This is a genomic window from Anaerobacillus sp. MEB173 (assembly GCF_052119505.1).
Classification (GTDB): domain Bacteria; phylum Bacillota; class Bacilli; order Bacillales; family JBJMAU01; genus JBJMAU01.
In genome coordinates this window covers 313017-337217 of record NZ_JBJMAU010000002.1, presented here as the reverse complement: position 1 = coordinate 337217, position 24201 = coordinate 313017, and the positions used below count along the sequence as shown (strand labels likewise).

General features: G+C 32.9%; 34 protein-coding genes and 1 pseudogene. 32 read left to right on the top strand and 3 right to left on the bottom strand.

What is annotated here, in order from left to right; translation table 11 throughout:
* The first annotated feature begins 50 nt into the window (after positions 1–50).
* The 5 genes from ACJ2A9_RS06210 to ACJ2A9_RS06190 all read left to right on the top strand — a co-directional run bounded on the left by ACJ2A9_RS06210 (position 51) and on the right by ACJ2A9_RS06190 (position 3792).
* Entirely contained in the window at positions 51–461 is a 411-nt protein-coding gene (locus ACJ2A9_RS06210; RefSeq protein WP_441420747.1) for a LiaF transmembrane domain-containing protein, read from the top strand.
* Between the two features lie 27 nt (positions 462–488).
* Entirely contained in the window at positions 489–1151 is a 663-nt protein-coding gene (locus tag ACJ2A9_RS06205) for a PspA/IM30 family protein (protein WP_441420746.1), read from the top strand.
* Between the two features lie 145 nt (positions 1152–1296).
* A complete protein-coding gene (gene liaF / locus ACJ2A9_RS06200) occupies positions 1297–2097 on the top strand; it encodes a cell wall-active antibiotics response protein LiaF (protein ID WP_441420745.1) in 801 nt (266 codons plus the stop codon).
* Complete coding sequence (locus ACJ2A9_RS06195) at positions 2097–3158, top strand: HAMP domain-containing sensor histidine kinase (protein WP_441420744.1); 1062 nt, start codon at positions 2097–2099, stop codon at positions 3156–3158. Before liaF ends, ACJ2A9_RS06195 begins: the two co-directional genes overlap by 1 nt.
* Before the next feature lies 1 nt (position 3159).
* Positions 3160–3792, top strand: a complete 633-nt coding sequence (locus ACJ2A9_RS06190) for a response regulator (RefSeq protein WP_441420743.1) — start codon at positions 3160–3162, stop codon at positions 3790–3792.
* Positions 3793–3843: 51 nt separating this feature from the next.
* Here the strand turns inward: ACJ2A9_RS06190 and ACJ2A9_RS06185 are convergent, their stop codons facing one another.
* Positions 3844–4098: a hypothetical protein gene (locus ACJ2A9_RS06185; RefSeq protein ID WP_441420742.1), complete on the bottom strand. Its 255-nt coding sequence runs from the start codon at positions 4096–4098 to the stop codon at positions 3844–3846.
* Positions 4099–4314: 216 nt separating this feature from the next.
* Here ACJ2A9_RS06185 and ACJ2A9_RS06180 point away from each other — a divergent pair, with 216 nt between their 5' ends.
* The 21 genes and pseudogenes from ACJ2A9_RS06180 (at position 4315) to ACJ2A9_RS06080 (ending at position 19465) form a co-directional block, all read left to right on the top strand.
* On the top strand, positions 4315–4992 hold the full coding sequence (locus tag ACJ2A9_RS06180; protein ID WP_441420741.1) for a SurA N-terminal domain-containing protein: 678 nt from the start codon (positions 4315–4317) through the stop codon (positions 4990–4992).
* 174 nt (positions 4993–5166) lie between these two features.
* Entirely contained in the window at positions 5167–5556 is a 390-nt protein-coding gene (locus tag ACJ2A9_RS06175) for a GntR family transcriptional regulator (protein WP_441420740.1), read from the top strand.
* Positions 5549–6448 (top strand): ABC transporter ATP-binding protein, encoded by a 900-nt coding sequence (locus tag ACJ2A9_RS06170; protein ID WP_441420739.1) that lies wholly within the window; start codon positions 5549–5551, stop codon positions 6446–6448. Before ACJ2A9_RS06175 ends, ACJ2A9_RS06170 begins: the two co-directional genes overlap by 8 nt.
* A complete protein-coding gene (locus tag ACJ2A9_RS06165) occupies positions 6423–8414 on the top strand; it encodes a DUF6449 domain-containing protein (protein ID WP_441420738.1) in 1992 nt (663 codons plus the stop codon). The genes ACJ2A9_RS06170 and ACJ2A9_RS06165 overlap by 26 nt, the downstream gene beginning before the upstream one ends.
* 73 nt (positions 8415–8487) lie before the next feature.
* A complete protein-coding gene (locus ACJ2A9_RS06160; RefSeq protein ID WP_441420737.1) occupies positions 8488–8844 on the top strand; it encodes a group I truncated hemoglobin in 357 nt (118 codons plus the stop codon).
* A 122-nt stretch (positions 8845–8966) separates the two neighbouring features.
* Positions 8967–9314 (top strand): annotated as a pseudogene (locus tag ACJ2A9_RS06155) (sigma-70 family RNA polymerase sigma factor); the annotation flags it as partial.
* A 164-nt stretch (positions 9315–9478) separates the two neighbouring features.
* Positions 9479–10981, top strand: a complete 1503-nt coding sequence (locus ACJ2A9_RS06150) for a recombinase family protein (RefSeq protein WP_441420736.1) — start codon at positions 9479–9481, stop codon at positions 10979–10981.
* Positions 10982–11176: 195 nt separating this feature from the next.
* A complete protein-coding gene (locus ACJ2A9_RS06145; protein ID WP_441420735.1) occupies positions 11177–11356 on the top strand; it encodes a hypothetical protein in 180 nt (59 codons plus the stop codon).
* 70 nt (positions 11357–11426) lie between these two features.
* The gene (locus ACJ2A9_RS06140) at positions 11427–11732 is read left to right on the top strand and encodes a TIGR04104 family putative zinc finger protein (protein ID WP_441420734.1); all 306 of its coding nucleotides are present in this window, start codon (positions 11427–11429) and stop codon (positions 11730–11732) included.
* Between the two features lie 519 nt (positions 11733–12251).
* The gene (locus ACJ2A9_RS06135; protein ID WP_441420733.1) at positions 12252–12659 is read left to right on the top strand and encodes a hypothetical protein; all 408 of its coding nucleotides are present in this window, start codon (positions 12252–12254) and stop codon (positions 12657–12659) included.
* Between the two features lie 144 nt (positions 12660–12803).
* Positions 12804–13253: a hypothetical protein gene (locus ACJ2A9_RS06130; RefSeq protein ID WP_441420732.1), complete on the top strand. Its 450-nt coding sequence runs from the start codon at positions 12804–12806 to the stop codon at positions 13251–13253.
* A gap of 138 nt (positions 13254–13391) precedes the next feature.
* The gene (locus ACJ2A9_RS06125; protein WP_441420731.1) at positions 13392–13841 is read left to right on the top strand and encodes a DUF5063 domain-containing protein; all 450 of its coding nucleotides are present in this window, start codon (positions 13392–13394) and stop codon (positions 13839–13841) included.
* A 108-nt stretch (positions 13842–13949) separates the two neighbouring features.
* Positions 13950–14288 carry a DUF4181 domain-containing protein gene (locus ACJ2A9_RS06120; RefSeq protein ID WP_441420730.1) on the top strand — a complete coding sequence of 113 codons (339 nt, stop codon included), beginning with the start codon at positions 13950–13952 and terminating at the stop codon, positions 14286–14288.
* Between the two features lie 366 nt (positions 14289–14654).
* The gene (locus ACJ2A9_RS06115; RefSeq protein WP_441420729.1) at positions 14655–14825 is read left to right on the top strand and encodes a hypothetical protein; all 171 of its coding nucleotides are present in this window, start codon (positions 14655–14657) and stop codon (positions 14823–14825) included.
* Positions 14826–14949: 124 nt separating this feature from the next.
* Complete coding sequence (locus tag ACJ2A9_RS06110; protein ID WP_441420728.1) at positions 14950–15360, top strand: hypothetical protein; 411 nt, start codon at positions 14950–14952, stop codon at positions 15358–15360.
* 73 nt (positions 15361–15433) lie between these two features.
* Positions 15434–15721, top strand: a complete 288-nt coding sequence (locus ACJ2A9_RS06105) for a hypothetical protein (protein WP_441420727.1) — start codon at positions 15434–15436, stop codon at positions 15719–15721.
* Positions 15722–15907: 186 nt separating this feature from the next.
* Positions 15908–16177 (top strand): hypothetical protein, encoded by a 270-nt coding sequence (locus tag ACJ2A9_RS06100; RefSeq protein ID WP_441420726.1) that lies wholly within the window; start codon positions 15908–15910, stop codon positions 16175–16177.
* Positions 16178–16453: 276 nt separating this feature from the next.
* Positions 16454–17440 (top strand): Yip1 family protein, encoded by a 987-nt coding sequence (locus ACJ2A9_RS06095; RefSeq protein ID WP_441420725.1) that lies wholly within the window; start codon positions 16454–16456, stop codon positions 17438–17440.
* Positions 17441–17514: 74 nt separating this feature from the next.
* Positions 17515–17889 (top strand): DUF5412 family protein, encoded by a 375-nt coding sequence (locus ACJ2A9_RS06090; RefSeq protein ID WP_441420724.1) that lies wholly within the window; start codon positions 17515–17517, stop codon positions 17887–17889.
* A gap of 141 nt (positions 17890–18030) precedes the next feature.
* Positions 18031–18456, top strand: coding sequence for a hypothetical protein (locus tag ACJ2A9_RS06085; protein WP_441420723.1), 426 nt, complete (start codon positions 18031–18033; stop codon positions 18454–18456).
* 334 nt (positions 18457–18790) lie between these two features.
* The gene (locus ACJ2A9_RS06080) at positions 18791–19465 is read left to right on the top strand and encodes a DUF3885 domain-containing protein (RefSeq protein WP_441420722.1); all 675 of its coding nucleotides are present in this window, start codon (positions 18791–18793) and stop codon (positions 19463–19465) included.
* A 180-nt stretch (positions 19466–19645) separates the two neighbouring features.
* On the opposite strand, the gene ACJ2A9_RS06075 is transcribed toward ACJ2A9_RS06080, so the two are convergent.
* Both ACJ2A9_RS06075 and ACJ2A9_RS06070 read right to left on the bottom strand, forming a co-directional pair.
* Positions 19646–19912: a CPCC family cysteine-rich protein gene (locus tag ACJ2A9_RS06075; protein ID WP_441420721.1), complete on the bottom strand. Its 267-nt coding sequence runs from the start codon at positions 19910–19912 to the stop codon at positions 19646–19648.
* Positions 19913–20026: 114 nt separating this feature from the next.
* Complete coding sequence (locus ACJ2A9_RS06070) at positions 20027–20578, bottom strand: SMI1/KNR4 family protein (protein ID WP_441420720.1); 552 nt, start codon at positions 20576–20578, stop codon at positions 20027–20029.
* Positions 20579–20833: 255 nt separating this feature from the next.
* On the opposite strand from ACJ2A9_RS06070, the gene ACJ2A9_RS06065 reads away from it, so the two are divergent.
* From ACJ2A9_RS06065 to ACJ2A9_RS06040, 6 genes are all read left to right on the top strand, one after another.
* Positions 20834–21082 carry a hypothetical protein gene (locus ACJ2A9_RS06065; protein ID WP_441420719.1) on the top strand — a complete coding sequence of 83 codons (249 nt, stop codon included), beginning with the start codon at positions 20834–20836 and terminating at the stop codon, positions 21080–21082.
* Positions 21079–21456 (top strand): aspartyl protease family protein, encoded by a 378-nt coding sequence (locus ACJ2A9_RS06060; protein ID WP_441420718.1) that lies wholly within the window; start codon positions 21079–21081, stop codon positions 21454–21456. The genes ACJ2A9_RS06065 and ACJ2A9_RS06060 overlap by 4 nt, the downstream gene beginning before the upstream one ends.
* A 118-nt stretch (positions 21457–21574) precedes the next feature.
* A complete protein-coding gene (locus tag ACJ2A9_RS06055; protein ID WP_441420717.1) occupies positions 21575–22462 on the top strand; it encodes a hypothetical protein in 888 nt (295 codons plus the stop codon).
* Positions 22463–22808: 346 nt separating this feature from the next.
* Complete coding sequence (locus ACJ2A9_RS06050) at positions 22809–23108, top strand: hypothetical protein (RefSeq protein ID WP_441420716.1); 300 nt, start codon at positions 22809–22811, stop codon at positions 23106–23108.
* Positions 23109–23268: 160 nt separating this feature from the next.
* A complete protein-coding gene (locus ACJ2A9_RS06045) occupies positions 23269–23517 on the top strand; it encodes a hypothetical protein (RefSeq protein ID WP_441420715.1) in 249 nt (82 codons plus the stop codon).
* A gap of 132 nt (positions 23518–23649) precedes the next feature.
* Complete coding sequence (locus tag ACJ2A9_RS06040; RefSeq protein ID WP_441420714.1) at positions 23650–24141, top strand: hypothetical protein; 492 nt, start codon at positions 23650–23652, stop codon at positions 24139–24141.
* Positions 24142–24201: the final 60 nt, after the last annotated feature.

Below are 24201 nucleotides of genomic sequence, written 5' to 3'. Positions count from 1 at the left end.
ATGAAAATGGCTTACACTAAAGTCAAGGAATTGCAAAGGAGGCGAGAAATATGAATTGGTCAGCTAAAACAGTATTTGGAATGATCTTACTATTAATAGGGGTTAGTATTGTGTTGCAGTTAATTGGCATTTCAATTGGATATCTGCTTCGAATGATTATTCCAATACTTCTAATCATCTATGGCTATAAAAAATGGAACCTGGCAGAAACAAAGTTTCAAAAGTTTTTCGGTATGATTGTTCTTCTGTTTGGGGTCCTCCTCTTACTAGGAGCAGCTCACTTATTTATCGGTTTAATAGTGGCAGGACTCATCATGTATTTTGGCTACTCAATTATGAAAGGTAAGCAAGATGATTCAGTAGTAAAAAATGATCCCATTGAAGTAAAAGGACAAAGAGAATCTAAAGATTTGTTTGATGAAGAATGGGATCGTTTTATGAATGAGTATAAAACAAAATAACAATAAGTTGAATTGGAGGAAAATACAATGGTATTAAAACGTTTACGTGATATGACAGTGGCTACAATCAATGAGGGATTAGATAAAATTGAGAATCCGGTTGTCATGCTTAATCAATATATGCGTGACCTTGAAGTGGAAATTGTAAAGGCTGAACAGGCCATAACAAAACAAATCGTCATGAAAAATAGATTTGAGCAGATGCTTACAGAAACAAAGCAAATGATAAATAAAAGAAAACACCAAGCAGAAATTGCTCTAGATTCTGGTGAAGAGGAATTAGCAAGAAAAGCTTTATCACAAAAACTCCACTATGAAGAAAAGGTAAAGCAGTATAATGAGCATTTCGAGGATGTTTGTAAGCAAGTAACCGAATTAAATGAACAACTCCATGAAATGAAGGAAAAGTTCTATGAAATGAGAGATCGAAAATATCAATTAATGGCACGAGCAAATTCAGTGATGGCAAAACAACAAATGAATGCAACAATGAATCGTTTTGACTATGAAAGCACAGCGAAAGGTTTTGCACGAATTGAGGAACGGATACTCGAAATGGAAGTAAGCTCAACGATTCAACGTAAGTCTCGTTATGAACCAAATGAGATGCCCGGAGCGGATTTTGATAATCATGATGCAATTGATCAAGAGCTAGAAGCCATTCGTAGTGCGAAACAAAATGCAAATTAAATAGTAAAAAAGCGGATATGAAACATAACTCATATCCGCTTTTGGTCAGATAATAGAAATAGAATTGGAAATTCTAGTTTTTTTTAAATATGATAAGGATAATGCGTTATTTAAATTTCATAGTGCGAAAGGAAGGAGGCACCTTATGCGTACATCGAGCAATTATATAATAGGCATTTTTGTGATTTTCATCGGTGTTATTATTTTACTAAATACTTTAAATATTAATATTGGCAATTTTATCGGTCCTCTTATTTTCTTATTTCTTGGCGTGTTTTTTTATCAAAAAAAGCGTCGTATTTTAAGTACGATTTTCTTTGCTATTGGACTAATTGCTTTTTTTGAAAGTGTTCTACGGATCAATATCGGGGGAGTCATTGTAGCTGCTGTTTTTGTTTATTTTGGCTATCGTCTTATCCGACGAAAAAAGAAAGATCTCGATTTTGATGACGATTTTAAAGATGTAGAAAAGTACTCGTATAAAACATCACCAGAGGAGAAGGACCGAGATGAGAAAGTAACGGATCCTCGAAAAGAAATAGAGATTGAATATGAATCGAAAAAGTCAGTTGGCACACCGCAAATTAAGAGTTCTCTAATAGGTGATTTAAACCTAATGGGAAATCGTTATGAATTAAATGATATGAATATTTGGCATGGCATTGGTGATGTCAAAATTGACCTCTCGAAAGCAATAATTTCTCAAGGGGAAACCGTTCTTGTTGTTAACGGTTGGATCGGGGACATTGATATCTATATTCCATATGATCTAGACGTTTCAGTAAATGCAACTGTTACGATAGGCGATCTTGAGGTACTCAATTATAAGCAGGGTGGTCTGAATCGAAATATTACATTATCTACAAAAGAATATAAGCAGTCATCAAGACGGGTAAAGATTATTCTTTCATTATTTATTGGTGATATTGATGTGAGGTATGTCTAATGAGCAGGAAGAAGCTTGCCAATATTCAATGGCAATTCATTCGCTATTCGATATGGATATGCCTCATTTCTGGTATTCTAGTTATGTTTGTCCTTTTTTTTAATGAAACAAATCCCTTTGATTTAATGATAGAAAAGAAGTTATGGTTATTCCCGATCTTAATTATTGTACCTCTAATTTGCATTGTTGTTGGTGCCTGTTTTGGGTATGTCATAGGTAATTTAGTAAAAAAGCGACTTGAAGTCCTTGTTCAATCAACAATGGCACTTGAACGGGGAAATTTTGCGCATCGTACGATAGAACTCGGTGATGATGAGATTGGACTAATGGGGAAACACCTTAATGTTATGGCAGAACGCGTAGAGGATCAAGTAGCCTCTCTGCAACGTCTATCATCAGAGCGGGCGGAGTGGAACGAAACATTAAAGCAAGCTGCTGTAAATGAAGAGCGGCAACGATTGGCGAGGGAGCTTCATGATGCTGTCAGTCAACAATTATTTGCTATTTCAATGATGACATCTGCATTACCACACTCATTAAATGCAGATCTCAAAAAAGCAAAAAGCCAAATAGGAATGATAGAAAAGATGGCAACAACCGCACAGGCAGAAATGAGAGCGCTATTGCTTCATTTGCGACCTGCGCACTTAGAAGGAAAGAAATTAAAACAAGGGATTGAAGACTTGCTAATCGAATTAGAGACAAAGCATGGTCTAACAATTAAATGGAAGATTGAAGATGTCGAGGGACTGGCGAAAGGAATTGAAGATCATCTGTTTCGTATTATCCAAGAGGCCATTTCAAATACATTGCGTCATGCAAAAGCGAACTCACTTTTTTTACAATTGCAAGTAATTAATGAACAAATCCGGCTTAAAATTATTGATGATGGGATTGGATTTGAACCATCCGATCAAAAAAGTACCTCATCATATGGTTTGAATTCTATGAATGAGCGAACAAATGAAATTGGTGGTGTATTAGAGGTGATTTCCTTACCAGGCAAAGGAACACAGATTGAAGTAAAAGTACCGATTGTTAAAAATATTGGGGGAGTATAGGATGATTAGAGTTTTACTCGTTGATGATCATGAGATGGTTCGAATGGGTTTAGCTGCCTACTTAGCTACGGAAGCGGACATTGAAGTAATTGGTGAGGCTTCTAGTGGAGAGGAAGGGGTTAAGCTTGCGATTGAGCTGAAACCGGATGTGATTCTAATGGACCTTGTGATGGACGGCATGGATGGAATTGAGGCAACTAGAAAAATTACCACTCTTCTTACTGATACGAAGATTATCGTTTTAACGAGCTTTATTGATGATGAAAAGGTATATCCTGTTATTGAAGCTGGTGCTTTAAGCTATTTATTGAAAACATCACGTGCCCCGGAAATTGCCGAGGCCATTCGGGCAGCAACTGAGGGAGAGTCAGTATTAGAAGCAAAGGTAACTGGAAAAATGATGGCGCGAATGCGACAGGGGACACAAGAATTGCCTCATGAAAGGCTTACTGCTAGAGAAAGGGAAGTGCTCGTCTTAATTGCTGATGGGAAGAGCAACCAGGAAATTGCAGATGAATTAGTGATTGGAATTAAAACTGTAAAAACACATGTAAGTAATATTTTAAACAAACTTGAGGTAGAGGACCGTACTCAAATTGCTATCTATGCGCATCGTAATGGGCTTATTAAATAATAAAGAGAATGTAGAATTTAGAATTAAAGAACGTAATAGCTAAGAGAGTGGTTAATTTCCGTAAATCATTTTAACGGATTTGTTATTGAAGATGGCATCAATTTTTGCTTCGATTTCATCTTCTATTTCTTTATTCGTAGGTATTTTGTCAAAACTTTGAATAACAACATATTCATCTAAACTAATTAAATGATAGGGATAACGTTCTCCATTATCCAATACGAGGGCATATAATTCTCCTTTTTTAGAAAGAATAATATCTCCGTGTCCTTTGACTTTTTTTATTCGTTTATCAATGAATATCATCGGCTTGTCTCCTTAACTTTATTTTACCTATACTTATTCACGTGACCCAAGTCTTATTCATAAAAAGTACATGATTTTACATAATCTCATTTATCGTTGTTATAGTAAGGTTTTAGAGCGTTATTTTTGAATAATAAAATTCTATCCCCTTTACTTGTACCTGATAAAAAAGTAGAATTACCATCGAGAGATATTTATTTTGAAGGAGCTGGTTAGGTGTTTCGTACCACTTTATATGTACTGTTAGTCACAGTTATGTTTACACTACTTGCTGCTTGTGGTGGACAAGAACAAGTGCAAGAGGAAGAAATAGAAGGCGAAAATCAAGAGTATGTTGCAATTGTTAATGATCAGGAAATTCCAAGAGCTGAATATGAAGAGTTAATATTGCAGCAGCAAACAATGTATGCAGAGAATGGCTTTGATGTTACTGAAGATGAGGAAATGATGCAGGTCATTGAGGATCAAGTATTAGAAGAACTCATCAGTCAAGCCCTTATTGAACAAGCTTTTGTTGAAAGAAATATAGAAGTATCTGATGAAAAGGTTCAAGAAGAATTAGCCTTAATTAAGTCAGAATTTGAGGACGAGACTCAGTTTGAAGAAACATTGCTTGCAAGTAATTTAACAGTTGAAGAACTAAAAGAGTTAATTGCTCAACAGGTGAAATTAGAACAACTAATCGCTTCTGAAATTGGTGAAATCACTGTAACGGAAGAAGAGATTGAAACATTATTTAATCAATATGTCGAGAATTTTGAAGATGAAGAACTTAATTATGAAGAAGTAAAACCATTAATTGAACAACAACTAATGGACGAAAAAAGAAATGAACATACACTTCAACTAATCGATAACTTAAAACAGGATGCGAACATCGAACTGTTTGTTTAACGTACATTTACTAATGAAGGACAAGGTAATGGGAATACCCCGTTACCTTGTCTTTTTTTGTTAGAAAAAAACAGTTGTAAATTAATTACATTTTAGTATAATAAAACTGTACTAAGTAATATAATACGGTTAATACACAGAGTACAGAGCAGTTTTACTGAAAGGAGGAGTACGATGTTTCAAATAGACCTTCGAAGTAGGGTACCCATTTACGAGCAGCTAGTTGAGAGAATGAAGGAAGCAATCATTCATGAAGTATTTCAAGCAGATGAGCAGTTACCATCTGTAAGAGCACTTGCGCAACAACTAACGATTAATCCCAATACAATTCAAAAAGCGTATCGTGAACTAGAGCACCAAGGGTACATCTATTCAATTCCTGGTAAGGGCAAGTTTGTAGCACCACAATCAGTGACTATTAATGATGAAAAGGTGAAAAAGGTGAAAAAAGAGATTATTAAACTTATTTCAGAAGCGTTATATTTAGGTATGGAAAAGGAAGAAATCATCTCTTTAATAGCGGTTGCAGAACAGTCCGTGAGAGGAGGAGAAGAAAATGATTGATGTAAATAACCTTCGAAAGGAATTCGAGGATATTGAAGCTTTAAAGAGTGTGAATTTACACATTCAAAAAGGTTCAATTTATGGATTACTTGGATCAAATGGTGCTGGAAAAACGACGCTGCTTAAGACACTTGCGGGTATATATAAGCAAGATAACGGTATGGTGAAAATTTCAAATCAATCTGTTTTTGAAAATAGCGAATTAAAACAAAAGATCATGTTTTTAGCGGATTCTCTCTATTTCTTCCCGCATACGACAATAAAACAGATGGCTAAATTTTATAAGGATACGTATCAGAGCTGGAATGAAAAACGCTTTACGATGTTTAATGAAGTTTTTCCAATAGATGTAAATAAAAAAATTCATCGTTTATCCAAAGGGATGCAAAGGCAAGTGGCCTTTTGGCTTACGTTATCAGCCATGCCAGAAATTCTTATTTTAGATGAACCTTTTGATGGTTTAGATGCAGTGATGCGTCAAAAGGTGAAAAATTTACTCATTCAAGATGTAGCTGAAAGGGAGATGACAATCATTATTTCTTCGCATAATTTGCGGGAAGTAGAAGACCTTTGTGATCATATTGGGATTCTTCATCACGGTGAACTAATGGTTGAAAAAGAACTAGATGACTTAAAGTCAGATGTTCATAAAATACAAGTCGCATTTAAGGAAAGTCCGCCTCAAACCTTTTTACAAGATTTTGATGTGCTTTACAAGGAGGAGAGAGGAAGTGTACTTTTATTTATTGTTAGAGGGAAAGAAGAAAAACTAACTTCTTATATTCAAAAACTTCAACCAGTAATTTTTGATTTACTCCCACTTACATTAGAAGAAATTTTTATTTATGAAATGAGGGATGTCGGTTATGCAATCGAAAATATCATTGTTTAATCGTGGATTATTCATCCAAGGACTGCGAAATGTTGGTTGGATTAGTCTTTTATATTTTCTATGTTTATTGTTTGCATTGCCTCTTCAATTATTGATGAGATATACAAATAAAGAACGATATTATTATTATTATACTCATCTAGAGAATCTGTTTGATGTATTTGAAGGCTTTCAAATTTTGCTTATGTTTGCTGTTCCAGTATTACTGGCGATATTTTTATTTCGTTTTATGCAAGTAAAGTTATCTGCAGACTTTATTCATAGTCTTCCAATTAGGAGAGAAACAATATTCCATCAACATATTTTACTAGGATTACTGCTTCTCTTGCTGCCAATATTGTTATCAGGTGCGGTTTTGGCCATATTAGGCGGAGTTTTTAATACTGAAGAAATCCTATCAGCCACTTCAATTTTGCATTGGATGGGAATGACATCGTTAATAACGATTTTTGTTTTCTTTGCCGGTGTTGTTGTAGCGATGTTTACTGGTATGTCTGCCTTACAGGGAGTTCTAACTTATATCATGTTACTCTTTCCGGCAGGTATAACGATACTATTTGTTATGAATCTCAAACCTTACCTTTATGGTTTTGCAGCTGACTATTATTTAAGTACGAATATAGAAAGGATGATCCCATTTGTACGTGCAAGTGAGTTATCACGCAGCCCTTTCACTTGGCAGGAAGTAGTCCTCTATCTTTTATTTAGTATAGGTTTTTATGTTGTCGCATTAATCGTGTACAAAAAAAGAAATGTGGAAGCTGCAACTCAAGCAATTGCGTTTAAATCATTGAAGCCAATATTTAAGTATGGTGTTGCTTTTTGTTGTATGCTCATTGGAGGTTTTTATTTTAGTGAAACGCAGGGCGATATAGGTTGGATTGTATTTGGCTACTTTGTTACTTCATTACTAGGTTATTTTGTAGCAGAGATGTTACTCCAAAAAACATGGCGAGTATTTGCAAATTGGAAGGGGTATTTAGTTTTTGCAATTAGTATAGGAATAACTGGTTTTATTATCCAATTTGATATAACCGGTTATGAAAAAAAGATTCCTCCACTAGAAGATATAGAACGGATTTATTTTGGCCATTCTGTCTACATGATCAAAGGTGAAGACATGTATTGGAATAATGATGAACGGGAGGATCTTAGACCAAACTATTATCTACAGGAATTAAATAATATAGAGAATATTCAACAGTTGCATAAGCAATTAGTTGAGGAAAGACCTAAGTCTCGTTATCACGGACAATTAATGCCAATTGTTATTGGCTATGAATTAACGAACGGAAAAATGGTGGTTCGTCGTTATGATGTTCAAGTCAAAGATTATGAACAGCTTTATAAACCAATTGTGGAATCGAGAGAATATAAGCAAGGTCAAAATCCGCTCCTTCGCGTTAATGATTTATCAGATTTAGATCGAATCATCATTTCTTCTCATCGATCAATCGAAAAGCGGGTGATCATTAATGATCCCGAGAAAATGAAAGAATTTCATGCAATGTTACAAGATGATATAGTGGAAGAAACGTATGACGAAGAAATTGAACGTTATGGATCATGGGCTGAAATTGATTATAAATGGCAAAATGAAAAAAGTACGCGTGCTGTGTGGTATAAATCATATCACCACATTGAAGAGTGGCTTGAGCAAAATGGACTGGTAGATCAAGCGCGAATTACAGCAAAGGATGTTGCATATGCTGTTGTAATAAAAAATGAGAATGAAAAATTACTTCATGAGTTTATGGGCTCCATTGAAGAGATGGAAGGTTTAAAAAATAGACAGGATGTTTTACTAATAAAAGACGATGATCAACTCGATGAAGCACTGAAACAAGCCTCATGGAATGATCAAGGTAAATATGTGATAGGCTTTTATTTTAATGATTCGAGTTTTCCTGAACTCCAAACGTTTTCAGAAGATCAAGTACCAGCATTTATTAAAGAACAATTTTAGTGTACTTCCTTGGATAATTTTAGTTAGATTGCAAATAATTTTTGATGTAGCTAAAATTCTAGGAGGTCTTGCAATGGAAAATTTGTATGAAAAATTTGGCGGTGAAGAAACGATTGCCAAAGTTGTTGATTACTTTTATGATTTAGTGCTTGCTGATGATACAGTGAATCATTTTTTTGAAAATACGGATATGGTCAAGCAACGTGAGCACCAAACGAAATTTATTAGTTATGCACTAGGCGGACCAAATCAATACTCTGGCGGAACGATGGCGAAGGTTCATGAAGGAATGAATTTACAGCCTGAACATTTTAATGCCATCGTTAAGCACCTTCATGCAGCACTCGCTCATTTTGGGGTGAGTGAAGCTGATATCGACACAGCTTTAACGAAAGTAGAGGGGCTCAGGGAAGACATTCTTTATAAGTAGAAAAATAATATTTGAAAGGGTGGGAAACTTATTTGTTTCTCACCTTTTATTTTAGATGTACAGACACGAGCAAGCCCATGGGTACATAACTATAGTTATATACCTTCTTGGGGGTGAGTGTGTTGTCGAGTATATTAGCCGCACTATCGTATTTTATCAAACAAGTTCTGTTCTTTGTCTCGTATGTCAAGAACAATGCCTTTCCACAGCCGTTGAAAGAGGAGGAGGAGAAGAAGTATCTCGACTTGATGCAACAAGGTGACGAAGAAGCCCGTAACCTTTTAATTGAACATAACTTACGATTAGTTGCCCACATCGTAAAGAAATTTGAAAATACTCGTGAAGATACAGAAGATCTCATTTCAATTGGAACGATAGGTTTAATTAAAGCAATCGAAAGTTACTCACGTGGGAAAGGTACGAAGTTGGCAACATATGCTGCTCGCTGTATTGAAAATGAAATACTAATGTCAAAAGTGTAGCATAGGACAAATTCTCCCGCTCATAAGGTAGAGCAAAGGGGAGGATGAGTCCATGAAAGTACGCATCATTGAAGGGAAACTTTCGAAAAAAGCTCGTTCAAACGCTTATCACTATTTGAAAGAACTTTATCGAAAGGAGAAACCAAACAACAATGATCGGAATTTATGCTCGCGTATCGACAGAGGAACAAGCACGAAGCGGATACAGTTTGAAGGAACAGCTAAGAGCGTGTCGCGAGAAAGCAGCAACGAGTGAAGTTATCGAGTATGTTGATGAGGGGCTGTCTGGGGAATTCCTTGACCGCCCTGCATTAACTCGTTTAAGAAAAGATGTAAGGGAAGGTATCATAAAAGTTGTTATTTGCTTGGATCCAGACCGACTATCTCGTAAACTCATGAACCAGCTCATCTTATCAGAAGAAATCGAGAAAAAAGCCCAACTCATTTTTGTAAATGGGGAGTATCAACGAACACCCGAAGGAATGCTCTTTTATCAAATGCGAGGAGCCATCGCAGAATTTGAAAAAGCCAAAATTACGGAACGCATGAGCCGTGGACGAAGAGAAAAGGCAAGACAAGGAAAAGTGCTTCGGGATTTTCAGGTGTATGGATACAGTTATGATAAAGAAGAGGAACAGTTTATCATTCATGAATATGAGGCAAAAGTAGTGAAATTAATTTTTGAGTTATTTACAAGACCAAATGAACTAGTAAAAGGGATAAATGGAATTGCAAAATATTTAACCAATCAGGGAATACCAACGAAACGGAATGCAAAGCAGTGGCACAGACAAGTCGTTCGGCAGATATTAATGAACCGAGTTTATGTCGGTGAGTTTTATCAAAATCGCTGGAATACAGAAGGAATGCTCGGCAATAAATATAAAAGTTCGGATGAGCGAGTCAAAATGAAGGAAAGACCAAAACAAGAATGGATTAGAGTTCCCTGTCCTGCCATTATTGATGAAGAGCAATTTGAACACGCTCAGGCATTATTGAAACAATCACGAAGAAGGTGGAGCGGAATAAAGAAAAATGAATATCTTCTAAGCGGTCTCGTTCGTTGTGCCGAGTGCGGAAATACAATGACAGGGCGAAAATCAAAAAACTGGGGGACATATGTCTTTGAATATACCGATGTAAAAAACACAGCAGGAGCTAAGCATAAAGGGTGCGGCAATCGAATCAAATGTGAAGAACTTGATGAAATGGTTTGGGAAACCATTAAAGAATGGTTGAATAACCCGAAAGAAATTGCAGCTACTTTGGATGATGAAGAGGAACCCTATTCTTATGAAAGAACAGAATTAGATCGAATCGTTCATGAACTAAATCGAATACGAAGTGGAAGAAAAAAATTGCTTAATCTTCTTATGGTTGATGATGCAATTGAGGAACAAGATATACGGGAAAAACTAAGAGAATTAAAAGAAAATGAACAAGAATTAATAAAGCGTAAAGAAAAGTTGGAAGAATTATTAACCGAAACGGACCAAAATCAATTAAGTGAAAATTTAATGCAAAAAGCATCGGAATATTACCTATCATTATCTAAAAATGAACTATCTCATGATGTTAAAAAAGACGTAATAAGAAGTGTGGTGAAGGAAATAAGAGTTACAGTTGATAATAAGATTGACATATATACATTGTAAAAGCGATTTAAAAGTGTGGACTGTATCTATTGATGCAGTCCACATCTTCGTATTAATGGCAATTATCTTGTTTAGTTTTAGCGGTATTATTCACAAAGCAGAATAGTGGAGGAAAATGGAAGTATAAAACCTGCACATTATCTTTTATTATTAAAGAAAATGCACATCGGTCTAATGATGAAAGGGAGTTATTCAATGAAGCGCTTTGGGAAATATGCAACTTTAGCCATCTGGATGTTTCTTTTTAGTTATCTTGGAGATATTCTTGAAGTGCCAAAAAATATTTATTATGTTTTCATTGGATTTCCTTTACTTTTAGGAGGAGGATTTTTAATTTTTTATCTGTTTGAAAAAGGCGACGAAAACAGACAGTAACTAATTTTTATTCAAGAGCTTAATTTATCAATGACTAAATATGAAAAACAGAATTATGGAGGATGTACTAATGAAACTACCAAGGTGTAATGTGTGCAACCATCAATTTAACTGGAAAAAAACCTATACTGCACTTTTTAAAAGTAGGACAATACATTGCGGTGAATGTGGGACAGAGCTTGAGGCAACTAACCTTGGGAGACTCACTTTATTAGTAACATTACCAATGTTGTTAACAGGTTTGGTATTAAATAATATAGTTTTTAAGGATACCTCTGATTTTCATTTTTTTATTAGTTTATTAATAATGATCCTTATTGCTCTTCTAATCTCATTATTTTTACCCTATTTAGTTAAATACAGTTCAGATAAGTAAGTTTTTCACATTAATGGTTTTTGTGTAATGTAAAAAGATAACAAAGGATGGAAAATTTTATGCCGCCAAGTTTTTATGTTGGATTGTTCGTTTTTATTATTGGTGTTTCGTTAACCTTACTTACTTATTTCAAGTACACTAAGGAAGTACATCAAAGGGAAGTCACTAAAAGTCGTGATGAAAAAGATTTCTGGGACTGGGGTAATTTATTGGGCAGTTTATTTTCTAATTTGTTTGTAAGGATTTTTGTTTGGTTAAGCGAGAAGTCTTATAGTTACGCAAAATTTTTTTTAATATTGTTATGTCTAGTTATTACTGGATTTGGTGTATTTCTTCTATGGGAAACAATTTCATAAACATCTCGATTATTATACGAACGGTTGCGATTCTTCAATAAGAGGAATCGCTAAATTTGTATTGAAGTAAGCATTTAAATAAATAATTTCAAAATAAAGGAATATTGATTCTTCATAAATAGCAATGTATTTTTAATAAGAATCGTTAGAAGGAGGTGGCATTATGGGTATTATTTCACTAATAAAACCTTTAAAAAAGTATGAGGATTATGTTTATAGAGCCAATACTTATGAGAGCTTATTTCTCAGAAATAAAGCTATTGAGACTATGAATGCGGCGATTAAACAACCATTCACTAAAGAAGAAAAATCAAGTGGTTTAATTTATTTAGGGATATTATATTCTAAAATAAAGGAATATAGTAAAGCATCAGAATGTTATAATCAGGGTCTTGAAATAATGAAAGATGAAAACTTTAAATACAGTAGTAATTTTAACAAAGCCATTGAGACTTTCATCAAAAATCAAGAAACAGAAAGAGCAGAATTTTGGCTAAATAATCTTCTTCAACGAGAGGATTATGACAAAAAATTCAAGAAATTAACTGTGTTAAAAAGAAAAATTCAGTAAAACTTTATTCAACTACCATGAGAGAATGATTTTTTCTCTCATTATTTTGTGGTAAAACAAAGTTTCATGGGTGGCTAAAGGGTGCATTTCTGGAACAACGGTTATACATTTTCTTCTTCAAGTAAAGAGAGGGGAAAACAATTTATGACTCAGTATATTTATATTGCTTCACCAATGAAATTGCCAAAAGGTTCATTCGGGTCAAATCCCCTGTCTCCTAAACAGCCGAATGTCTTTAAAAATGAATTAGATTTCGTACATTTATATTTTGAAAATAATTACGATAGCAAATTAAAACGAAGATTTCCATATAGTCCGCACTTCTCATTCAATCACCAGGTGGCGGCTTACGTTAGTCACATCCCTTTAAAACTTGAATTAAAAGGAACTGCGGAAGAAGATAAATGTTTAACCATATTATATTCTTATTTAGAAGAAGCCCTCCAAGCAAGTGGGGTTGTAGAGTATTTTACTTGTTTGAGTGGTAAAGAAGATTTGGCAATTTCAAAAAAACGACACATTCGCTGGTTGGACATTAAAAAACCTTTTGATTTGGTCTTAGAAGACCGTGAGTTTTGGGAGATCACCTTTTAGAATTATTGCACTAACGGAGGCAAGAGTACAAGAGTTGAAGATCGATAAATATATTAGTAGCTCCTTTTTAATACTGTTAAAAAATAGATATCCTCAGCGGTTCCAATGCTATAATTGACTTATAATGTTGTGGAGGGAATGAAAATTAAAGAAGCAGAATGGTTCCTTCAATCGGCTTTACATTATTGTAATCAAATTGATTTATTTAATAATAATGATGAAGGTAACAAACTATACAAAATCCTTGTTTCTCTTTCTGATTTATATACAAAGGCTCTTTCTCTTCCCGAAGTTGAACCCAAAAATTCACAAGTAGCCAGTTTTGATATAGATTTACCACGAGTAAATTTTAAACAATATGAAAAATACTGGGAAGTATTTGAACCTTATCATTTAGAAGAGCTGATATGTACGAGTTTAGCCGATGACATCCTAGATATATATAAAGATGTTAAGGAAGGAATTTTATTGTATGAACAAAATGAGCATATGGAAGCAATTTGGCATTGGAAGTTTCACTTCGAAGTACATTGGGGTAGTCACGCTGTTGATGCAATGCGTGCATTACATTCGGCAAATTTTTCATAACGCTTTTTGGCTAACGGGTGCAATCCTTTAAGAAACAGGGATTGCTCTTTTGCTTTTTGAGTAAAGGGCAGTTTAATACAAAATTGGTCTTCAGGGGGTGTTAAATATATGATGTTTCTTACCTTATTGGTAATTTTCGTTTTATGGTTATTTATAGAAAGATTGATTAAACAGAGACTAGATATAACTACAAAAAGAAGTTGGAGATTTGTAAATAAAGGATTTACCATATTGTTTTATACTATTGGTCTAGCAGCTTGTATCTTGTTTGCTATTATGTATCCTGATTTTGATTTTTATCTTATATTTCCATTTGTTGGTACATTAGTAGCTCTAATTTCAAGTATAGAACAATTCATTTATAAAAAGGAAGAAAGATTATACATTGTTTATTTACTAGATGCAGTTTTTTGGTTAATCGTAGGAGTAACTATCAATACAAGGTAGCGATTGTTAAATAAGCACTATGATTTTTTATTAGCATATGGGACTATGTATAATTGAATAAATGGGGTGCTGTAACTGTTTTTTGAATGGTTTAGGATAACTGATGTTGGTGTAGTTTTCGGAATAATTATTTCGATTTATTCATACATCCAAGCAAGCAATATACTAAAAAGTGCAAAGACGAAATCTAAGGATGAAGAATTACCGCCAAGAAACGATAAAAGGGGATTTTTGAAGTATGTAAGATTTTGTATCTTAGGAATATTTATTACGACAGTATCTTTTATAGCAAGAGGTTTGTTATAAACAATTCCAAGTTGAAAGTTTTTTGCTAAACGGGTTGCAATTCTTCAAGGGGGATTAAGATTGAAAACAATAATTATTAAATATGGTTTAGCATTTGCAGTTTATATTACTTTAATGATTATCTATGAATACTACTTCTATACTGGTTCCCCTTGGATTCCAGCAGTTATTTTTCTAATATCAATGCTTGTTCTTATTTTACTAGAAAGAGTGTTTAAGAAAAAAGAATAAAAAGTTGTTTAACTAACTGGTAACAAGGGGTTACTGTAACAGCTTCACTTTGTTGAGCTAACGGGGATTTGTTTGATAAGAATGGTGTAATTTATTATTATATTTAGTTAACAGGAGGAGTGGAATGGATAAAGGACTTGAAGAAATAATTGTTAAAGCATTTTTTGTTAAAAGAATTCAACAAAGAGTTTTATTTGAACTTTTTTCTGCAAAAAAACGAATGGATGCAATGAATAGATTAAACCATAATTATTTAACTACACTCCTAGAGGAATTTATGATTGAAATACCAAAGCCAAACTCTAACCCAGCAGAAATAGAGAAATTATTGAAAAAACAAGGTGCTGGTAATGATTGTTACGTAATGTCATGGAATGATTCTATCGATGGTAAGCATTTGTCCTTAATTTCAGCTTTAGAGGTGGCAGTCGGTGAGGGTTTTCCATCAATCATCTCTTGTATTCCTGGTAAACTCGCCTATTTTGAAGCGGAGCAGGAATATGGTCCTCCACCAAGATTTATTTTGAAAAGATAAATTAATGTTGTTCAACGGGTGCGTTTATAAACTTCACACTTACGCTTTTAAGTTTTAAGGAGTCGAAAATCTTATGATTATTAAAATTGACTTTGGGGACGATTTTATTCAATATATTTCCTGTTCAACAAAAGTAGGTAGGAAGATTAATCGTATTAGAAACGACTTTGAAACGTGGATTTTTGATGAGACGAAGAATACAAAATATTGGACTTACGAAAATTGCGGAAAATATTGCCCAAATTACGATGCAAAAGCAATTATTGAATGGTTAAACAATGTAAGATTTAAGAGAGGGATTGCGAAAGCCAAATTAATTTCGAATGCCCAATTAAGCGTTAAAAAGAAATTATATTTTTAAATAAAGTCTTTAAAGCAAAAGATGGGAAGTATTGTTCCCAAACAAACGGGTGCTATGCTTCAAATAACAAGAACATCGCTTACTTATTCGACTAACGCTTTTTTAGCGGAAGAAGGATTAGTCACTTGTGTCAAATTTTTGGGAGAATTATACTAATGATTATTTCTCTTAAAGGAGACTCCTTTTATGATTTTTGAAATTATTGCTGGGTTGCTTGGAAGTATCGGTCAAGACGACTCCTTGGATACAAGGAAAATAGACAAACATATTGAAGAACTAAGAAAGCATAAATGGTTTAATGAGTTATATACTGATGAAAAGTATCATCGTCTGTTTTTCGGGAACAGGCGAGTAAGGAAATTTTTACAAAGTCGGTTTCTAATTAAAAGGATGATAAATAATTCAAATGCTCAAAAGGCTTTTAAATCATTATTGGATAAGCAATTAAGTAAATAATCCTTATTATGTTAACGGATGCGATTGCTTACAAGTGATCGTTTCTTTTGCATTAGAAGCAGGAGTTTAGTTTAAAAAGACAAGACAGTTTGATACTTAAAAGGAAAAGAGAAAATGTGAGGTGAAGTTATGGGTTTCTTTGTACCCTTATTGAGAGGGTGCAAGATTTGAATATCAAAATGTATCAGCAACTCTATTTTGTGTATTAATAAGGGAGTTACAAATGTAAAAAGTTGTTTAACCTAAAAATACCTTTAAATCAGGAGGGTAAAATTCTTGGATCAAAAAATTACACATTTTAATTCCCTTTTTACTGTATGGTTTAAACCAAGAGAAACAATGAGAAATTTATTAGAAAACCCTAATCCAAAGTTTTTTTATTTTATGATGTTGTTTTACGGATTATCAACTGCTTTATTTGAACTGTCTGATAGAGGAATCGGGCAGGAAATGCCTCGTGTAGTTATTTTATTTATAGAAATTATATTAGGGATAGTCGTTGGTCTTATTTGGTATTACTTAATTAGTGGATTTCTTAAATGGCTAGGAAGTTTGCTTGGTGGCAAAGGGAGATACAGAGATTTACAAATTGCCGTGGTTTGTCATGCAATTCCATATGTTGTTTTAACTGGTTTATCGATTTTAGCCTTTTTATTATTTGGCGATAGTAGTGGTTTATCTGATGAAGGATTGATATCCCTAGGGATTTATATCCTATCAGGAATTGCAATTATTTTATCAGTTTGGAGTATTATAATTTTTGTTATTTGTCTTAGTGAAGCTCATCGTTTTTCCATAAAGAAAGCACTATTGCTTTGGTTTGTTCTCTTACCATTTTATTGGATAGGTTCCATGAGCCTCTCCTTTATAGAGGTGGTACAAAACGAAGAATATAAAACAAAACCAATTAATGAAGCTATTTCAGATTTCGGTTATGATGTCAAGACCCCTAGTTATATTACGTTTAAACCCAAAAAAGAATATGGCTGGATTGATAAAGAATTAAATCAATTACAAATAACGTATCAAAGGGGTTTTTCTCAAGAATTAACATACAATGTATCCCCCGAAAAACCTTTATATTATAGGGAAATAGGAGAAAAAGTCTATTTATATGATGATGCCATAGGTTACTATACTGAAATTGATGAAGTAAACCGTATTGATTGGTACCACGATGGACTCTATTATTCCATGGATTATGTCTCGAATGATCTTATAAAAAAAACTCAATTTTTAAAAATAGCAAGATCATTTAAATAATTGCAGTGCTTTTTTCTTTTTCAAGTAACGATACAGGTTAGCGAAACATGGCATGAAAAAAAGGAGAAAAGTTAATGAAAAAATGGCTTGTTGTATTAGGAATTATATTTATAATTGGGATACCTATTTATGATTTTCTCAATGTTGAGTTAGATGAATTATCTGAGGGAGAATTTTTAACAGAATATCCATCACCAAATAATGAGTATATGGCTAAAGCTTATTTAATAGACGAAGGCGGGGCTACGGTAAGAGCAGCAATAAGAGTAGAAATTGATTTTGGGAATGAAATAAAAACAATTTATTGGAATTATGATGAAAGTACAGTAAATATAAAATGGTTAGACAACGAAACAATTGAAATAAATGATCATAAGTTAAACATTTTTAACGATACTTATCATTGGAAAAAAGACCCTAACTGGGAAAAAACCAGGGGGGAATATTAAAATTCTTTTGAATGACTTAATAATTTATGTAAGCCATAATATACGTTTTTTTATTCAATTCCGTAAATTTATGGTTTTTATTACATACAAAGTTATTTACCATATTCAACAGCAAGTACACTTGGAAAGGAAGACCCATAGTTGATTAAAAGAAAACACATCTTTGTTTTAATATCATGTATTTTACTTATTGGTATAGGGATTGCTATCAATCAATTTAAAGTAAACAATGAATATAGAGAAATAGAAAATCAGCTTTTGCCAAAAGTAATCAAATACAATGGTGCAGCTTTATATCTAGATAAACAAATAGGACAAGAACTCTATTTAAGTATTACATTTGAATCGACTGGCACGGAAGACCTAGATGTTGATTATCTTCTCAAATTAACAGCATTAGCCCTAGAAACACCAGCACAAGAGATTTTTATTTGGGTATATAAGAATAATACACTAACAGAAGCAATTTTTATGGAACGAGACCACATAGAAAAGTGGATGAATGGTCTAATTACGAAAGAGCAATTTGTCAGCGGTTGGGATATTGAAGGAGTAATCTTAGAGTGAGAAGGTGTAGAGGATGGAGGACAAACAAAAAATAAGAAAAAGAAGTTTTTTCAAAAGTGTTTTAATCGAAATTCGAGACTCCATAGTATTTTCAATTATTTGGAACATAATAGCTTTCATTCCAAAGTTATTATTCCGTTTCATTAAAAACATAACATAAAGGCGAGGGGTACCGCTAAATCCTACTCCTAATTATTCGGCTGAGGAAATGCGAAAGCGTGTTTTTAAAATTTATTATTTGTCCAATACTGAATGGATAATGAGTTATGAAATAGAGGGCTTGAAGTAAGATATTAGTTTGAAACAAAAATTTTTATAAATGGAGTTAAAGGTCATGGAGCTAAGAGAATATATAAATAATACTTTTCCTGGTCTTATTTTAAAGCCTAGTCTTTACTACCAATGGGATATAAGTCTTCATCTTGAATTTGGTAAAGGAATGTATCAATTTAAATCAGAAACAGATGAGCTAAATGGTGAGTATTTTAGTCAAGTGTACAATGAAGCTGTATCCATTTTTAATGATATTTTCTCAGAAAAAGATAAAATCCTTTTGGTTACGAATGATTATCATCATAATAATCGTTCAATTAAAAACTTGAAAAAAATGAAAGTTTATCAACACTACATAAAGAACAAAAATCTAAAATTTAAATTGAAACAGGAGACCGTACCGTATCTTTTTGATGATGAAGACGAAGCTGTGAAATGTTGCACTTCTCAGTATTCATTATTTTGCAGCAAACAAGATATTCGATATCCATTACTAATTAAAGCAATTTGCAACCAAGATTTTTTCTTGAAGCCCAATTTAAGAAAAAAATGCGGTATATACTGTCCAGACGTATTTTTTATTAATGTCACAAAAAATGTCATCTTTTTTATATATGATGATAGAGGCTGTGAAGTTATCGCTAGTAATAAAGAATCGATAGGCTCAATATATAACAAATACAATGAAATGATCGGTGAATATTATCGAGAAGAAATAAATCATCGGTTTAGATAAGTAACTTTAAGTATTGAAGAAGATGAAGGTAACTATATGGAAGTCCAATGTGGTATTTAGAAGCAAATAAAGGCGAAATAAAAAGGATAAGGTTATATTCCTTTACAGGTTGAATTCTTAAAATATCCTGCTTTCACTCCTTCTTGTATAATCAAAGCACCGATAAAAAAATAACTTTTTCTAAATAAAGGGTTTCCAATTAGGATCTTTTATATCTTTTTTATTTGGCTTTCTTACAAATTCAATACAATCTTCTTCACAAGCCCCAAACATAATGAAGTTTTTTTGTGCTTGTCTTAATGAAACATCATTAGCCCCGCCCTCAAAATCAGGATCTCGAAATTGAACATCATCATCTTCCCAAAAGCATATTTTGCAAATTCCATATGTACCTGGTGGTTCTTCATCTAATGTTTTATACCCACAGCAAGGACAAGTATATCTCATACATTTCACCTCGAATACTTTTATAACTTGTTTCTTCAACTAAACAAATAATAGTCGAAAAAGGAGAGCGATCTCCTTTTATTAAGCGTCGCACTTGTTTCTTTATTAAGAAATTTATTTTTTTCGACTATAACTTGGTTTTAGATTTTTAGGGTCTAACGGAGGTACACGAAACAATTTTTTTAGAAAATTATCAAAGGAAGGTGCAACCTCAAAATAATCCCAGGACTTTTCTTCTGCTGAGTAGTCTTCCATAATATAAAAGACTGGAGGATTTTTCTTTGTTTTACGGTAATCTAATACTAACCAGTTGTGATAATCATTCCATAGTACAAATAATTCCTGGGGTAGTCCAACTTCCTTTAATACACCCTTTGTATATAAAAAACTACTTCCATCGTCTGGGTCCAGAATAATCCCTTCAATATCGGTTATATCCTTCTTATGTCCCGTTGATATAAAAAAGTTTGGATAATTTGGTTCCCCACCGTTTTGCTGCTTCAGTAACTCTATATAGGATATTGGAAATTGCACATTTAAAATTTTCTCTGCTTGATTAACTGTCTCAACATCAATGGGTTCACGAATCATCCAACCATTTTCTTTCCAAAAATTGCTTCCTTTATAAAAGTCGTACTTAATACTAACACCTCCATTTTTAATCATAGATGTATCCTCCTAGTCAATGAGATTGCCTATTTTAACAAGAAACCCTGTATAGATACAAAGAAATACAGTAACAATATTCAACATATATCCATAAAAATTTTTTCTTATTTATTTTATCATTTATCCCTAGTATTGGAGCGATTAGTTAGGAACAATTGTTAAACTAGTTATGTGAAAAAAATTACTAATAAAAAGAAAACAAATATATCTTATGGTAAAATAAAGGAAACAAGCTTATATGGAGGTGGCATTATGAAATGGGAAGAAGTGCGAAAGATTTTTCCTGATCAATATGTTTTGCTAAACATTTTAGAATCCCATATTGATGGTGATAAAAAGTATGTTGATGAAGTAGCGATAATACGTCCTATAACTGATGCAAAAGAAGCCACCAATGAATTACTCCATGCAAAACCAGGTACACTTGTGTATCATACGAAAAATGAAAAAATTGTAATTGAGATTAGACGACGAGCTGCTTTTCGAGGTATTCTTACATGAAGATTGAATATGTTGATTATCTTTTGCAAACATCGCTGACAATCCAATATCAGGGGAAAATAAAAGTTGTTGACCGAATGGTCATTGATACTGGAGCTGCTCATTCATTAATATCATCTGATGTTGTCGATGATATCGGAATTTTCTTTGAACCAGGTGATCAATTAGTAACAATGGTAGGTGTCGGAGGAGAAGAATATTCTTTCCGAAAAGAGTTAGATAGTGTTGAATTAGATACAGTTAAATTAGAAAAAATAAAAATTGATTTCGGCACACTTGATAATGAATTTGGCATAAATGGTTTAATCGGGTTGGACATTCTCAAAAAAGGTGAATTCATTATTGATTTAAAAAGGCTGGAATTATATAAATAAGTTTTCGATTGCTTGGAATTCAATAGATTCTAAGCTTTTTTATTTTGTAATGTAATAGTTGTAACGCTACCACCATAAAGTTACTAAACAAGGGATAAAAATTTGGGCGGTGACTTAAATGGTTGAATATGATGTTCATCAGGTAGTAAACATATTAAGAAAATATTATATTACAGACAGTGTACAAATGGTCACACGATGGATTCGGCAAGGGAAGATGCGAGGGGAACGGTCTGAAAATAGGAAAGAAGGTTATCGTATTTATCATGATGACTTGTTTGAATTTATTGAAGAAGAACGCCCAGGATTACCATCAATTATGGCTGTTTATGAAGAGTATCAAGAAAAAGAAGTACCAAAAGAAATCTCAATGAAAATTAACGAACATAAAGGCGAAATGATAAAAGAAACGAAGAGCGGAGATATAGACCATCAAGTGGAAGGGGAAGTGCTTCCTATAAATGTTGGTGAGGAAGATAACTATGAACTATTAAATGAAATGGTGAATTATTTACAAAATCAAGTCCAAGAAAAAGAAACAGAAATTCAATATTTGCAAGAAGCATTATTTGATGTTCAGAAAGAAGCATCAAAGTGGGAAGAGGAATATAAAGAAATGTATCAGTTATGTGAAGAATACGAAAGAGAAGCTCAATCATTGAAGAATAAATTAAAAATGAAAACTAAAGAGGAAAAGAATAGGATTGAAGACGACGAAAATTTTCAATTACCTAAATCCTATGATGAAACAAAAAATAACTTGATGAATATGATTAAAAAAATGTCTATAAATCAAGAGATGCAGACGGAATTAAAAAATAAAGTTTTATCTACTCTTTTTGACGAAAACCACACATGGAGAAAAGAGATTTATTTAGAAGATGGGACATATAAATGTCCAATTGAAAAGAAGCGGTACAAATATGTTGGAAAAGTCATTACGAATGTTGTGAATTCTATTTATGAGTCGTTAAATACACAGGAAAAATCGATTAACATTCAATAGGATCTAAAAAAGCATTAATAATAGTAGCAGTGACACTTCTTAAGGAAGTATTAGAGGCTTACTTGAAGAAGTAAGATCATTAAAATGGATCTAAGAAAAGAAGTAAGTGATGCGTTGATTAAATTAAAAAGTTTATTGAATAACCCTTAAATTTTATCTGACGGGGGCAATAATTAATTAATTGGAGTAACTATATTGGGGTTGCTCCTGTTTTTGTTGTTCTAAACTAAAGAGTAGAGGTTAGTGGAAGGTTGTATAATAATAAATAACAAAAAATTCCAATATATAAAAGCATACGAGTTTAGTAAAATACAATTAAAAAATTCAAGTGATAAAGGGGTAATTTATGTTTTGGTTTAATTTCATTCAAATAGCTTTATTTTTTCTTTTGGTAGTTATTTTATATCCGCTATTTAAAATTCTTAAAACCAGTAACCCCAAAAATAACATAGTACCTTCAAAACGTGTAGTTTTGATTGTAACAACTTCAAGTTTGATATTTTTATTAATAGGTATTATCTGTATTTATAATTTTGCTAATCGAGTCGATAGACCGATGTTTATCCTTTTATTAGGTGCAATAATAATGGCTTTCCAGCAAGTGATTTTGAGAGTGATAGAGAATAAAATGAAAAATCCTTCTTAACAAACGGCTTTTTATACGATGGTTTATTTATGTATTTATTGGTGTTGTATTCGGATGCGATTGCTCAATAAAGGGTAGTCGCTTCTTCTTATTGAAGTAAGCAGAATAGTTCAATAAGGATTGGGTAAATTAGGGTAACAAAAATTTGGGGAGTAGAATGATGAAAAAATATTATTTCGCAGTGACGTATGAGATTTGTGAACACAATAATATTTATTTAGATATGAACAAATATAATTTAGATTCAACTAAGGATTTGGAAACACAAGTAAGGGTATTGGCAAAGGTTGATGTTGCTTCCGTGGTTAAGGTTTATGAATCAGATACAAGTGATCTTAAAGATTTCAGACTGTACAAAGAATATAACTTCAAGGAATATGAGTGCGGTTGTGATGGTAGTGAATATTAACTTAATCAACAATGAGTAGCATTTGTTCAAAAAGACTAGTCGCTTTTTCACAAAAGAGAAGGTTAGTGGAATAAGAGATATAATTATCATAGCTGTACATGTAGTCAATTGATAAAGGAGAAATCCCATCCTATGTTTAGTTTTTTAAATAAAGCAAAATTAAAAAAAGATGATTTAAAAGGCATTGCAAAATTAATGTATCAGGATGTTTCAGATGATTTATGGGATAAAGAGAACCTTACTAAAAGAAATTTAGACTTCACTATTGAAAGCGTTCGTTATATTGATATCTATGCAAAAAGATTAATGAATACGGAGTTTGGTAATGAACTGTTAAGTAGGCATTTTGATAATTTAGCGGAACGTATAGGTGCGTATATTGGTGAGGTTATTAAAAATAGCATTAATCAAGATTTTTACTGGTATGAGTCTGATTCTGTACGTAATTATTCGCCCAATCTTAATGGAGAGTTTAGTAATAGCAAAATTCAGGGTGTTCTTTATTCTAAAAAGAGGGATATGGTGATATTACCTTTGGATGTGGTATCGCAATTTTTGAAAGGGAACTCACCATACAGTAATCTTCTTAGTTACGTAGAGGAAACGATTAAGCAAAATACTTAAATAAGACATGTTACTCAACTAACGGATGCTCGATAGCGGAACAAATGCTATCGCTTGTTT